The organism is Deinococcus sedimenti (assembly GCF_014648135.1).
GTDB classification, from domain to species: Bacteria; Deinococcota; Deinococci; order Deinococcales; family Deinococcaceae; genus Deinococcus; species Deinococcus sedimenti.
In genome coordinates this window covers 62,057-75,837 of the sequence record NZ_BMQN01000013.1, presented here as the reverse complement: position 1 = coordinate 75,837, position 13,781 = coordinate 62,057, and the positions used below count along the sequence as shown (strand labels likewise).

At 69.5% G+C, this 13,781-nt stretch carries 7 protein-coding genes; 3 read left to right on the top strand and 4 right to left on the bottom strand.

Features of this window, described 5'->3' with window-relative positions; all coding sequences use genetic code 11:
- Window positions 1-37: 37 nt before the first annotated feature.
- The 3 genes from IEY69_RS17135 (at window position 38) to IEY69_RS17125 (ending at window position 7,685) form a co-directional block, all read left to right on the top strand.
- Entirely contained in the window at window positions 38-901 is an 864-nt protein-coding gene (locus tag IEY69_RS17135) for a metallophosphoesterase (protein ID WP_189074368.1), read from the top strand.
- A 318-nt stretch (window positions 902-1,219) separates the two neighbouring features.
- On the top strand, window positions 1,220-6,028 hold the full coding sequence (locus tag IEY69_RS17130; RefSeq protein WP_189074367.1) for a glutamate synthase-related protein: 4,809 nt from the start codon (window positions 1,220-1,222) through the stop codon (window positions 6,026-6,028).
- A gap of 193 nt (window positions 6,029-6,221) precedes the next feature.
- Entirely contained in the window at window positions 6,222-7,685 is a 1,464-nt protein-coding gene (locus IEY69_RS17125) for a glutamate synthase subunit beta (RefSeq protein ID WP_189074366.1), read from the top strand.
- A 65-nt stretch (window positions 7,686-7,750) separates the two neighbouring features.
- On the opposite strand, the gene IEY69_RS17120 is transcribed toward IEY69_RS17125, so the two are convergent.
- The 4 genes from IEY69_RS17120 to IEY69_RS17105 form a co-directional block, all read right to left on the bottom strand.
- Window positions 7,751-8,185, bottom strand: coding sequence for a YybH family protein (locus IEY69_RS17120; RefSeq protein WP_189074365.1), 435 nt, complete (start codon window positions 8,183-8,185; stop codon window positions 7,751-7,753).
- A gap of 125 nt (window positions 8,186-8,310) precedes the next feature.
- Complete coding sequence (gene glyA, locus IEY69_RS17115; protein ID WP_189074364.1) at window positions 8,311-9,540, bottom strand: serine hydroxymethyltransferase; 1,230 nt, start codon at window positions 9,538-9,540, stop codon at window positions 8,311-8,313.
- Window positions 9,541-9,673: 133 nt separating this feature from the next.
- Window positions 9,674-11,977 (bottom strand): putative bifunctional diguanylate cyclase/phosphodiesterase, encoded by a 2,304-nt coding sequence (locus IEY69_RS22025; protein ID WP_189074363.1) that lies wholly within the window; start codon window positions 11,975-11,977, stop codon window positions 9,674-9,676.
- Between the two features lie 249 nt (window positions 11,978-12,226).
- Complete coding sequence (locus IEY69_RS17105) at window positions 12,227-13,696, bottom strand: potassium/proton antiporter (RefSeq protein WP_189074362.1); 1,470 nt, start codon at window positions 13,694-13,696, stop codon at window positions 12,227-12,229.
- Between the last annotated feature and the right edge of the window lie 85 nt (window positions 13,697-13,781).

Here is a 13,781-nt window from a genome sequence, read left to right as displayed (position 1 = left end):
TGACCGGCCGTGGGGGCGGCGGTGTAGGGTGCGGGGCATGGTCACGAGGCGCGCGGTCCTGCGGTCCCTGCTGGGTGGGGGCGGCGCCCTGGCGCTGGGCGGTGGGGTGGGCGTGGCGCAGGGGTACCGCTTCGGTGTGACCCGCCACACCCGCGCCCTGCCGGGTCTGCGTGCGCCGCTGCGCGCCGCGTTCCTGACGGACCTGCATTACGGGCTGTTCATCGGGGACGGCAGCGTGGGCGCGTGGGTGGAAGCCACGAACGACCTGCGGGCCGACGTGATCCTGCTGGGTGGGGACCTGCTGGACGCCCGCCTGGACGCGGTGCCGCCGGGTCTGCTGCGGCAGCTGGCGCGGCTGCGGGCGCCACTGGGGACGTTCTCGGTGTGGGGCAACCATGACTACGGCAGTTTCGGGCGGTACGGCGCGCGCCACTACGGACCGGCGCGCCCGGACTGGATGGCTCGGCGCGAGCGCTTCGCACAGGAACTGGCGGGGGCGGGCGTGACGGTCCTGCGGGACGAGGGGCGACCGCTGCGGGACGACGTGTGGGTGGGTGGTACGGACGACCTGTGGTTCGGGAAGCCGGACGCGGCGGCGGCGCTGGCGGGTGCGGGCGCGCGGGCAACGCTGCTGGTCACGCACAACCCGGACCTGCTGCCCGCGCTGCCGCGCCCGGTGGGGCTGGTGCTGTGCGGGCACACGCACGGCGGGCAGGTGCGGCTGCCGCTGCTGGGCGCGCCGATGGTCCCCAGTGCGTTCGGGCAGCGGTACGCGATGGGCTGGGTGACCGGCGCGCACGACACCCCCGCGTACGTGAGCCGGGGCCTGGGCCTGAGCGGGCTGCCGGTGCGGAACCTGTGCGAGCCGGAAGTGACGCTGTTGCAGCTGTCCCCGCCCTGACCGCCGGGGGCTTGCGCGGCGCATCGGAATGTGTATGGCACCGCTTCCAGAGGTCTGGACGCACAGAGGGTGGGGTTGCCGGAGTGTGCGGCCAATCTGCCCGGGTGCGCCGGGGGCGTTGCGCAGATGACGCGATCAGGGAGTGTTCGTTGCCGATTTTCTGCTCAACGCTGCATTTTGATCAAACAATGATGTGCCGCACCTTTGAACCCGTTATAAACAACGACCCTGCATAGACATGCGCCCGTCTGTATCGTGATCTCAGCAGCCTGCACCCCGCAGGCGGATGCGAGTCACGAGCGAGATGGGAGCGTCAACATGAACAGAACAGACAACCGGGTGACGCCGGCTGAGGCGCCGCACACCCCTGGAACCCCCGCGAGCGGCGCGGAACTGAACCTCGCCCGTGAAAGGGGCCTGTACAGCGGAGCCGAGCACGACGCCTGCGGCGTGGGCTTCGTCGCCCATATCAAGGGCCGCAAGAACCACGCGATCGTCCAGCAGGGCCTGAAGATCCTCGAGAACCTCGACCACCGCGGCGCGGTCGGCGCCGACCCCCTGATGGGCGACGGCGCGGGCATCCTGATCCAGATTCCCGACGAGTTCTACCGCGCCGAGTTCGCCGCTCAGGGCGTGACCCTGCCGCCGCTGGGCGACTACGGCGTCGGCATGATCTTCCTGCCCAAGGAGATCGCGTCGCGCCGCGCCTGCGAGCAGGAGCTCGAACGCGCCATCGTGGCGGAAGGGCAGGTCGTGATCGGCTGGCGCGACGTGCCGGTCAACCGCGAGATGCCCATGAGCCCCGCCGTGCGCGAGAAGGAACCCGTCATCCGGCAGGTGTTCATCGGTGCGGGGCCCGACACGCTGGTCCCCGACGCGCTGGAACGCAAGCTGTACGTCATCCGCCGCCGGGCCAGCAACGCCATCCGCGCGCTGAACTTCACGCACGGCGCCGAGTACTACGTGCCCAGCATGTCGTGCCGCACGGTCATCTACAAGGGCCTGCTGCTCGCCACGCAGGTCGGCGAGTACTACCTCGACCTGCAGGACGAACGCGTCGTGTCCGCCCTGGCCCTGGTCCACCAGCGCTTCAGCACGAACACCTTCCCCGAGTGGCCGCTGGCGCACCCGTACCGCATGGTCGCGCACAACGGCGAGATCAACACCGTCAAGGGGAACTTCAACTGGATGCGCGCCCGCGAGGGCATCATGCAGAGCCCCGTGCTGGGCGACGACCTGAAGAAGCTCTACCCGATCTCCTTCGAGGGCGAGAGCGACACCGCCACCTTCGACAACGCGCTGGAACTCCTGACCCTGGCCGGGTACCCCATGGCGCACGCCGCCATGATGATGATCCCCGAGGCCTGGGAGCAGAACGAGCACCTCGACCCCCGCCGCCGCGCGTTCTACGAGTACCACGCCAGCATGATGGAACCCTGGGACGGCCCGGCCGCGATGGTCTTCACCGACGGCCGTCAGGTCGGCGCGACGCTGGACCGCAACGGCCTGCGCCCCGCCCGCTACGTGCAGACCCGCGACGACCTGGTCATCCTGGCATCCGAGTCCGGCGTGCTGCCCGTCCCCGAGAGCAAGATCGTCAAGAAGTGGCGCCTGCAACCGGGCCGCATGTTCCTGATCGACTTCGAGCAGGGCCGCATCATCGAGGACGACGAACTGAAAAACCAGTTCGCGTCCGCCAAGCCCTACGCGCAGTGGGTGGAGAACACCCGTTTCCGCCTGGACGACAGCGAGGAGACCGGCACGGTCGGGCAGTTCCGCGAGTCGCTGCTGGACCGCCAGCAGGCCTTCGGGTACACCCAGGAGGACCTGAAGTTCCTGATGGGCCCCATGGCCCTGACCGGCGAGGAAGGCATCGGCAGCATGGGCAACGACAGCCCGCTGGCCGTGCTGTCCGGCAAGAACAAGCCGCTGTTCAACTACTTCCGGCAGCTGTTCGCGCAGGTCACGAACCCGCCCATCGACCCGATCCGCGAGTCGGTCGTCATGAGCCTCGTGTCGTTCGTGGGGCCGCGCCCGAACCTGCTGGACATCAACGCCGTGAACCCGCAGCTGCGCCTGGAAGTCGAGCAGCCCATCCTGGACTTCGACGACATGGCCCGCGTGCGCAACATCGAGGAACACACCCGCGGGAAGTTCAAGGCATACGACCTCGACATCACCTACCCCGCCGAGTGGGGCGCGCGCGGCGTGGAAGCCAAACTGGCGACCATCAACGCCTGGGCGGTGGACGCCATCGAGAGCGGGCACAACGTCATCGTTATCAGTGACCGCCGCGTGGACCGCGAGCGCGTCGCGATTCCCAGCCTGCTAGCCCTGAGCAGCATCCACCACCACCTCGTGAAGGCGGGGCTGCGCATGAAGGTCGGTCTGGTCGTCGAGACCGGCGACGCCCGCGAGGTCCATCACTTCGCCGCGCTCGCCGGGTACGGCGCGGAGGCCATCCACCCTTACCTCGCGCTGGAAACGCTGATCAACCTGCACACCGACGTGCCCGGCATGCCCGCCCTGAACGGCATCGACGCGCACAAGGCCATCTACAACTACATCAAGGCGATCGGCAAGGGCCTGAGCAAGATCATGTCGAAGATGGGCGTCAGCACGTACATGAGCTACTGCGGCGCGCAGCTGTTCGAGGCGGTCGGCCTGAAGACCGACTTCGTGCAGAAGTACTTCTACGGCACCCCCACCCAGGTCGGCGGCATCGGCATCTTCGAGGTGGCGGAAGAAGCCCTGCGCAACCACCGCGCGGCCTTCAGCGACGACCCCGTGCTGGCCCAGAACCTCGACGCGGGCGGCGAGTACGCGTGGCGCGTGCGCGGCGAGGAGCACATGTGGACGCCGGACTCGATCGCCAAGCTGCAGCACTCGGTGCGCAGCGGCAACTACGCCACGTTCGAGGAGTACGCCCGGATCATCAACGACCAGAGCAAGCGCCACATGACCCTGCGCGGCCTGTTCGAATTCCGCACCGACGGCGTGACCCCCGTCCCGCTGGAAGAAGTCGAAGCCGCCAGCGAGATCGTCAAACGCTTCGCCACGGGCGCCATGAGCCTCGGCTCGATCAGCACCGAGGCGCACACCACCCTGGCCGTCGCCATGAACCGCATCGGCGGCAAGAGCAACACCGGCGAGGGCGGCGAGGACCCCGCCCGCTACGAACGCGAGATGCGCGGCGAGACCATCGGTGAGGGCCACACCCTCGCCAGCATCCTCGGCGAGAGCCGGGTGGAGGTCGACTACCCGCTGGAACCCGGCGACAGCCTGCGCAGCAAGATCAAGCAGGTCGCCTCGGGCCGCTTCGGCGTCACCACGAACTACCTGACGAGCGCCGACCAGATCCAGATCAAGATGGCCCAGGGCGCCAAGCCCGGTGAGGGCGGCCAGCTGCCCGGCGGGAAGGTCAGCGAGTACATCGGCTTCCTGCGCCACAGCGTCCCCGGCGTGGGCCTGATCAGCCCGCCCCCGCACCACGACATCTACTCCATCGAGGACCTCGCGCAGCTGATCCACGACCTGAAGAACGTGAACCCCCGCGCGGACATCAGCGTGAAACTCGTCTCCGAGGTCGGCGTCGGCACCATCGCCGCCGGGGTCGCGAAGGCCAAGGCCGACCACATCGTGATCGCCGGGCACGACGGCGGCACCGGGGCCAGCCCCTGGAGCTCCATCAAGCACGCCGGGTCGCCGTGGGAACTGGGCCTCGCGGAGACGCAGCAGACGCTCGTCCTGAACCGCCTGCGGGACCGCGTGCGCGTGCAGACCGACGGGCAGCTCAAGACCGGCCGTGACGTCGTGATCGCCGCGCTGCTGGGTGCCGACGAGTTCGGTTTCGCCACCGCGCCGCTGGTCGCGCAGGGCTGCATCATGATGCGCAAGTGCCACCTGAACACCTGCCCCGTCGGTGTCGCCACGCAGGACCCGGTGCTGCGCGCCCGCTTCCAGGGCAAACCCGAGCACGTCATCAACTTCTTCTTCTTCATCGCCGAGGAAGTCCGCGCCATCATGGCCAGCCTGGGCATCCGCTCCTTCGACGACCTGATCGGCCGCGCCGACCTGCTCGACACGAAAAAGGGCATCGAGCACTGGAAGGCGCAGGGCCTGGACTTCAGCCGCGTCTTCTACCGCCCCGAGGTCCCCGAGGAAGTCGGCGTGCGCCACCTCCACACCCAGGACCACGGCCTGAGCGGCGCACTCGACCTCCAGCTGATCGAGAAGTGCCGCCCCGCCTTCGAGAAGGGCGAGAAGGTGCACTTCCTGCAGGATGTCCGTAACGTCAACCGCACCGTCGGCGCGATGCTGTCCGGCGAGCTGACCCGCGTGCGCCCTGAGGGGCTGCCCGACAACACGGTGTTCATCCAGATGGAAGGCACGGGCGGGCAGAGTTTCGGCGCGTTCCTCGCCCCCGGCATCACCCTGTACCTGATCGGCGACGCGAACGACTACACCGGCAAGGGCCTCTCCGGCGGCCGCGTGGCCGTGCGCCCCAGCATCGAATTCCGCGGGAAGGCCGAGGAGAACATCATCGTCGGGAACACCGTCCTGTACGGCGCGACCAGCGGCGAGGCGTTCTTCCGGGGCGTGGCGGGCGAACGCTTCGCCGTGCGCCTCAGCGGCGCGGAGGCCGTCGTGGAAGGCACCGGCGACCACGGCTGCGAATACATGACCGGCGGGACCGTCGTCGTGCTCGGCCAGACCGGCCGGAACTTCGCGGCGGGCATGAGCGGCGGCGTCGCGTACGTGTACGACGTGGACGGCAGCTTCGCCAAGCGCTGCAATACCAGCATGGTGGACCTGCACCCCCTGCTGCCCGAGGACCAGCAGCTCGCCCAGACCGAGGGTGCCCTGCACTTCGGTGACAGCGACGAGGCGCACCTGCGCCGCCTGCTCGAAAGCCACCACAAGTGGACCGGCTCGCAGCGCGCCTCCGAACTGCTGGACGACTGGGAGGCGACCCTGAAGCGCTTCGTCAAGGTCTTCCCGAAGGAGTACCAGCGCGCCCTGCGCGAACGCGCCCAGGCCGGAACCGTCCAGGCCGCCGACACGACCAGCATGCAGACCGCGCAGCCCGGCAACCCCGTCGCGGCGCAGGGCACGCTCACCAAGTAACACTCCGCTCCGTTCAGTGACGTGCTGAACGGAGCCGAGCGGATGCGAGTACGAGTCTGGACGGGACTCAGGAGATGGAACAGCATGGCAGCGCCCTTCTGACATGGTGTGGAATCGGATGAGTCCCGTCGAAGCCCCCTCCCAGCGCCCGCCCAACCCAGGCGGCGGGCGCTGTTCCCCCACCGGAGCACGCATGAGCAAGATCACCGGCTTCCTCGACCAGCCGCGCATCAAGGACCAGTACGCCCCGGTCGACGCGCGCCTCAAGCACTACCACGAATTCCTGCTGCCCCTCGCCCCGGACGCCGCCCGCCTCCAGGCGACCCGCTGCATGGACTGCGGCATCCCGTTCTGCAACAACGGCTGCCCCGTCGGGAACATCATCCCGGACTTCAACAACCTCGTGTACCAGGACGACTGGCGCAGCGCGCTGGACACCTTGCACTCCACGAACAACTTCCCGGAATTCACGGGCCGCATCTGCCCCGCCCCCTGCGAGGCCGCCTGCACCCTGAACATCAACGGCGACGCGGTCGGTATCAAGAGCATCGAGCTGAGCATCATCGAACGCGGCTGGCAGGAAGGCTGGGTCACGCCGCAACCCCCCGCCGTGAAGACCGGCAAGAAAGTCGCCGTGATCGGTTCCGGCCCCGCCGGACTGGCTGCCGCGCAGCAGCTCGCCCGCGCCGGGCACGACGTGACCGTGTTCGAGAAGAACGACCGCGTGGGCGGCCTGATGCGCTACGGCATCCCCGACTTCAAGATGGACAAGCACCACATCGACCGCCGCGTCGAACAGATGCAGGCCGAGGGCGTCACCTTCCGCACCGGCACCCTGGTGGGCGCATGGCCCGACGCCAGCCGGGTCACGAACCTCAGCAAGAAGACCGTCACACCCGACGAACTGAACGCCGAATTCGACGCCGTGCTCCTCGCGGGCGGCGCCGAACAACCCCGCGACCTTCCGGCGCCCGGCCGCGACCTGGACGGCATTCACTTCGCCATGGAATTCCTGCCGCAGCAGAACCGCGTGAACGCCGGCGACAAACTGAAGAAGCAGCTGCGCGCCGACGGGAAGCACGTCATCGTGATCGGCGGCGGCGACACCGGCAGCGACTGCGTCGGCACCAGCAACCGCCACGGCGCCGCTAGCGTCACCCAGTTCGAGGTGATGCCCCAGCCGCCCGAACAGGAGAACAAACCCCTCGTGTGGCCCTACTGGCCCATGAAACTCCGCACCAGCACCAGCCACGAGGAAGGCGCCACCCGTGAATTCGCCATCGCCACCAAGGAATTCATCGGCAAGGGCGGCAAGGTCACCGGCGTCAAGACCGTCCGCATGGAATTCAAAGGCGGCCAGCTGACCGAAATCCCCGGCAGCGAGGAGATCCACAAGGCCGACCTCGTCCTGCTCGCCATGGGCTTCGTCAGCCCCGTCGGCACCGTCATCGACGCCTTCGGCATTCAGAAGGACGCCCGCGGCAACGCCCACGCCCACACCGACGAGGGCGGCTACCGCACCAACGTGCAGGGCGTGTTCGCCGCCGGGGACATGCGCCGCGGCCAGAGCCTCGTCGTGTGGGCCATCCGCGAGGGCCGCCAGGCCGCCCGCGCCATCGACCAGCACCTCATGGGCACCTCGGTCCTGCCCCGCTGAGACCCAGACCCTTTGGCCGCGCCGCCCCAGGCAGGGGAGAGGCGCGGCCTTTCTGCTGGGCCGGTCTACGCTGGTCGGTGGAGGTTGACCTTGCCGCTGCCGAATTCGGCGGGGGCGCTGCTGTGTTCGTGGAGGATCAGCCAGCCGTCGCCGCTACGGGTGAGGGTGAGGCTCAGGCGGTTGTTCATGGCGCGCAGGCGTTCGCCGCTGGCGCTGAGGCCCGCGTAGGTGACGAAGGCGTGCACGAGGGCCATCCCCGGCGTGACGGTGCTGCGGACATCGTCGAAGGTGACCTGCACCCGTTCGTCGCCGAGGCTGGCGAACCAGCCCTCGACCATGCCGCGCCACGCCTGCTGGCCGTCGTACTGCCAGTGTTCCCACATGTCGTACACGGTGACGTGGGGGTGGTACAGGGCGAGCAGGGCTTCGGTGTCGCGGGCGTGGACGGCGTCGGCGTAGGCCTGGAGGACGCGGGTGGGTTCACCGGGGAGGGGCGGCATGGGTCACAGTACCCTGCCAGTCTGCCCTGAGGCAAGAATGGCCGATTGATCTGCTCTGGGCAGAACGAGGCGTCCAGGAAAGGGGAGTGGGCGTCCGGGCCGCACTCCCCTGTTGAACGCCGTGTTCAGGGAATCGGGAAGCCACCCGCGAAGGCGTGCACCTCGGCCTTGACGTCCTCGCCTTTCAGGGCGCGGTCGATCAGGTCCGCCACCGTCTGCATGTCGCGCTCGACCATGCCGCGCGTGGTGATGGCGGGGGTGCCGATGCGGATGCCGCCGCCGTGCAGGATCTTCTCGGTGTCGTACGGCAGGGTGCTCTTGCTGATCGTGATGTGGTTCGCGTCGAGCAGTTTCGTGGCCTTGGTGCCGTTCAGGCCCTGGGGACGCAGGTCGAGCACGAACAGGTGGTTGTCGGTTCCGCCGGACACCACGCGGTAGCCCTTGTCCTGGAAGGCCTGCGCGAGCGCCTGGGCGTTGCGGATGATCTGCGCGGCGTACGCCTTGAAGTCGTCGGTCAGGCACTCGCCGAAGGCCACCGCCTTGGCGGCGATCACGTGTTCCAGGGGCCCGCCCTGGTAGCCAGGGAACACGGCGCGGTCGATCTTCGCGCCGATCTCGGGGTCGTTACTCAGGATGATCCCGCCGCGCGGCCCGCGCAGGGTCTTGTGGGTGGTGCTGGCCACCACGTGCGCGTGCGGCAGCGCGTTCGGGTGCACGCCCGCTGCGATCAGCCCTGCGATGTGCGCGATGTCCGCGAACAGGATCGCGCCCACCTCGTCGGCGATCTCGCGGAACGCCGCGAAGTCGATGGTGCGGCTGTAGGCGCTCGCGCCCGCGATGATCATCTTCGGCTTGTGTTCGTGCGCCAGGCGGCGGACTTCCTCCATGTCGATCAGTTCGGTTTCGGGGTTCACCTTGTAGCCGACGATCTGGTAGCGCAGTCCGGAGAAGTTCACGGGGTTCCCGTGCGTCAGGTGCCCGCCGTGGCTGAGGTCCATGCCCAGCACCACGGACCCCGGCTCGATCAGCGCGTTGTACACCGCGAGGTTCGCGCTGCTGCCCGAGTGCGGCTGCACGTTCGCCCACGCCGCGCCGAACAGTTCCTTGAGGCGGTCGATGGCCAGCTGCTCGATACGGTCCACGACCTCGCACCCGCCGTACCAGCGCTTGCCGGGGTAGCCTTCCGCGTACTTGTTCGTCACGATGCTGCCCTGCGCCTCGCGCACCGCCGCGGACGTGAAGTTCTCGGAGGCGATCAGTTCCAGGCCGTGGCGCTGCCGCTCGGCCTCCTGGGCGATCAGGTCAAACAGGGCCGTGTCGCGGGTGGGCGTGGTGGGTTCGGCGGTGCTGGTCATGACCTCACGGTAACACCCCCCTACCCCGCGCACCGGGGGCGTGTCTTTGCAGGTCAGACGATCCCCGCACCCCCGCCGCCCAGCTGGTGCGCCCGTCCGGCCCGGAACCCCGCCCCCGGACTTGCCCGGCGGGTCAGTTCAGGTCACGGGTATCGGCCGGTGGATCGTCCAGCGGCGCGGGCAGCCCAGCCGGGCGCACCAGCGCCTCGGGCGGCACCGGGCGGCCCGTCCAGTAGCCCTGCACGGCGTCCAGCCCCAGCCGCCAGACGGCCGCCGCCTGCTCGCCCGTCTCGACCCCCTCGGCCACCACGCGCAGGTGCAGGCTGCGGGCCAGCGCCACGATCGCCTGCACGATCTTGAACGCCGCCTGCGCCTCCACGGCGTCCTCGGCGTCCAGGGGCCGCACGAACGCCCGGTCGATCTTCAGGGTCGTGATCGGCAGGTGCAGCAGAGACGACAGGGACGACTGACCCACCCCGAAGTCATCCAGTGCCACCCCGATCCCCAGGTCCAGCAGGGCACGCAGCGTCTCGCGGGTCTGGTCCTCATGTTCGATCAGCAGCCGCTCGGTGACCTCGAGTTCCAGCGAGCCGACCGCGACCCCGGTCTCCGCCAGCAGGTCCCGCAGGCGCGGCACGAAATCCCGGCGCAGCAGCAGCGGCGGACTGATGTTCACCGCCACCTGCCACGTCGGGTGCACGGTCCGCCACGCCCGCAACTGCTGGCACGCCTCATTCAGCACCCACAGGTCCAGTTCCGTGATCAGCCCCGCCGTTTCCGCCACGGGCACGAACTCCGCCGGGGACACCTGACCCAGCAGGGCGTCCTGCCAGCGCAGCAGCGCCTCGAAGTGCCGCACCGCGCCGCTGCGTTCCTGCTGCGGCTGGTAGTGCAGGCGCAACTCGCCGCGTTCCAGCGCGCCGCGCAGCCGCGTCTCCACCAGCACGCGCCGCGCCGCCGCCGCGTCGTCCTGCTGCGGGTCGAACAGGTGCACCGCGTCGCGCCCGCCGCGCCGGGCGTCCGCCAGGGCCAGATCCGCCCACCGCAGCAGGTCCGCACCCAGCAGCCCAGGTGACCCCAGCGCCGCGCCCAGCGACGCCGTGAGCCGCATCCGCTGACCATCCAGCAGCACCGGTTCGCTCAGCGCGGCACGCAGCGCCTCGCCCAGCCGCAGCAGGCCGTCCGGCGCCGCCTCCGGCACAAGCACCACGAACTCATCGGCACCCAGCCGGCACGCGACCGCCCCGGCGCTGTGCGCCCCGGCCACCTGCTGCACGCGCCGCGCCGACTCCTTCAGGAACTCGTCCCCGGCCCGGTGCCCCAGCGCGTCGTTCACATACCGGAAGTCATCCAGGTCCATCATGACCAGCCCCACCGGCCGGCCCGGTCCGCGCGGCGCGAGAGCCTCGGCCAGCAGACGCTGCAACTTCGCGCGGTTGCCCAGCCCCGTCAGCGCGTCATGCTCGGCCTGGAACATCAGCAGCGCCTGACTGCGCTGCAGGTCCACGCCCTGCCGCTCCAGGTCCAGCAGCGCCAGCGTCTGCCGCGCCGCGACCAGCAGGGCCACCACGAACGCCGCCGCCACCACCCCCACCTCCCGCACACCCGACGCCAGCGTCCCCACCAGCAGGAACGTCCCCAGCAGCGCCGCGTACGGCGAGACGGCCCGCACCCAGCGCGGCAGGTCGCGCGGCGCCTGCCGGTCATGCCGGGTGGCCCGCAGCGCCGCCACCGGCAGCAGCAGCGCCGTCACCGGCCACAGCGCGTCCGGCCAGTCAGCGCCGCTGTACGCCCCGTGCGCCGTCAGGTACAGGTACCCCAGATCGGCCGCCACCATGCACAGCATCGCGCCCGCCAGCACCTGTAATCCCCGGGGTGACCCCACCGGACCGCGCCACGCCTGCGCCAGCAGCAGCGTCAGCAGCAGCAGGTCCGACAGCGGGTACAGGGTCACCACCACGCGGCTGAACAGCCCCGTCTCCGTCTGCACCACCTGCTGCGCCATCAGCCCGAACCACGCGAACGCACCCAGCGCCATGACCAGCGCCGCCACGTCCAGCTGCGCGGCGCGGCTGGTCAGGGTCGGCCAGTGCCGCTCGAACTCCCGGAAACCCATCAGGAAGCACACCGGCAGCGCCAGGAAGAACGCGTCCGCCAGGCTGACCTGCCCGGTCAGCGGGGCGACCAGCGTATACACGCCCTGCCCCGCCCCCCACAGCGCCACCCCCAGCGCCATCCAGCGCCACGCTCCCGGTGTGACCGTAAACCGCGCCAGCCAGGAGGTCAGAAGCGCCCCACCCAGGAACAGCGTCACGTACGCCGGTCCGGCCGCCGACCACCCCAGCAGGTGCAGCAGGTGCAGCAGGTACAGCGCCAGCAGCAGGCCCAGCCCGAGCAGCGCGCCGCGCCGCTGCAGAGAGGAAGCCTGCGCCGTCATGGCCTACTCTCCCGGCTGCCACCTCCCGGAACTCTTACCTGGGCGTTCAGTGAAGAGTCGCGCAGACTCACAGCGGTGTCCAGTTCCGTTGAGGGGCCAACAGCACGCCCCTCAACTCCACGTCCAACCGCTGGTGTTGACAGCTTCTCGCTCCGCTCGTTTCAGGCGTGCTGAGGGAACCCCTCAACACACCTGAACACCGCTGTCACAGGACGTCAGGGACACCCTCAAGACCTCCGAACCCTGCGCTCAGGCGCTGGCCGGGACGGTCAGGCGGCGCTGCACTTCCCGCAGTTCCTCCGGTCCGGCCAAGACCAGGACGTTGTCCCCGCCGCGCAGTTCGGTCGCGCCGCGCGGAATCAGGTACTCCCCGGCGCGGTTGATCAGGATCACCAGCGCCTCGGGTGGCAGGCGCAGGTCCACGATCCGCTGCCCGTCCGCCGCGCTGCCCGGCGTGACCTCCAGTTCAACCATGTTGTTGCGGTCATGCCCGGTGGGCGTGTACGTGATCGGCGAGGTCGTACTGACCGGTAGGGCCTCGCGCACGTGCAGGAACCGCGCCACCAGCGTCAGCGTCGTGCCCTGCAGCAGCACGCTGACCAGCACGATGAAGAACACGATGTTGAACAGCGTCTGCGCCTGCGGCACCCCGGCCAGCAGCGGGAAGGTCGCCAGGACGATCGGCACCGCGCCGCGCAGGCCCACCCACGCCACCATGCTCTTCTCGTTCAGCGGCATCCTCGCGCGGGCCAGCGCCAGGTACACGCTGACCGGCCGCGCCAGGAACACCAGCACGAGCGCGCACGCCAGCGCCAGGCCCGCCGTGGGCAGCAGCTCGCGCGGGTTGACGAGCAGCCCCAGCGTGAGGAACATCGCCACCTGCATCAGCCACGACAGCCCATCGTGAAAGCCGATCAGGGACCGCTTGTGAATGAAGTCCGCGTTGCCCAGAATCACGCCCGCGATGTAGATCGCCAGGAAGCCGCTGCCGCCCGCGACCGCCGTGCCCGCGAAGATCGTCAGGGCCAGCGCCAGCGACAGCACTGAGTACAGCCCCTCGAACTGCAGTTGCAGGCGGTTCAGGATCCACAGGGCCGCGCGGCCCATCACCACCCCGAACACCGCGCCCAGCAGCATCTGCTTGAGAAAGAGCGGCACGATGCTCAGCACGCCCAAACCCGGATTCGCGATCAGTTCCAGCAGGCCCACCGTGAGAAAGACCGCCATCGGGTCGTTCCCGCCGGACTCGAACTCCAGCAGCGGCGCCACGTCGCCCTTCAGGCCCAGCTGCCGTTCCTTGAGGACACTGAACACCGCGCTGGCGTCCGTGCTGCTGACCACCGCGCCCAGCAGCCACGCCGTCAGCCACGGAAAGCCGAACGCGTAGTGAGTGAACGCCGCCATGATGCCCGCCGTGCCCAGCACCCCCAGCGTCGCCAGGCTCAGGCCGCGGCGCACCACGGGCCGCGTGAGCGTCCAGTTGGTGTCCAGGCCCCCCTGGAACAGGATGAAGCACAGCGCCACCGTGCCGATCGTCTGCGCCAGCCGGTAGTCCTGAAACTGGATGCCCAGCCCGTCGGACCCGGCCAGCATCCCCACCCCGAGGAACAGCAGCAGGCCCGGAATGCCCAGCCGCCCCCCGATGCGGCTCATGAGCAGACTGACGAGCAGCAGCACCCCGGCCAGCAGCAGGAACAGTTCGGCGTGCCCTTCACCCATGCGGTCTCCAGATCATGTGGGTCATCTTTTCACGCGCCTGGACACACAAAACAGGACCGGAGGCCCACAGGCGGCCTCCGGTCAG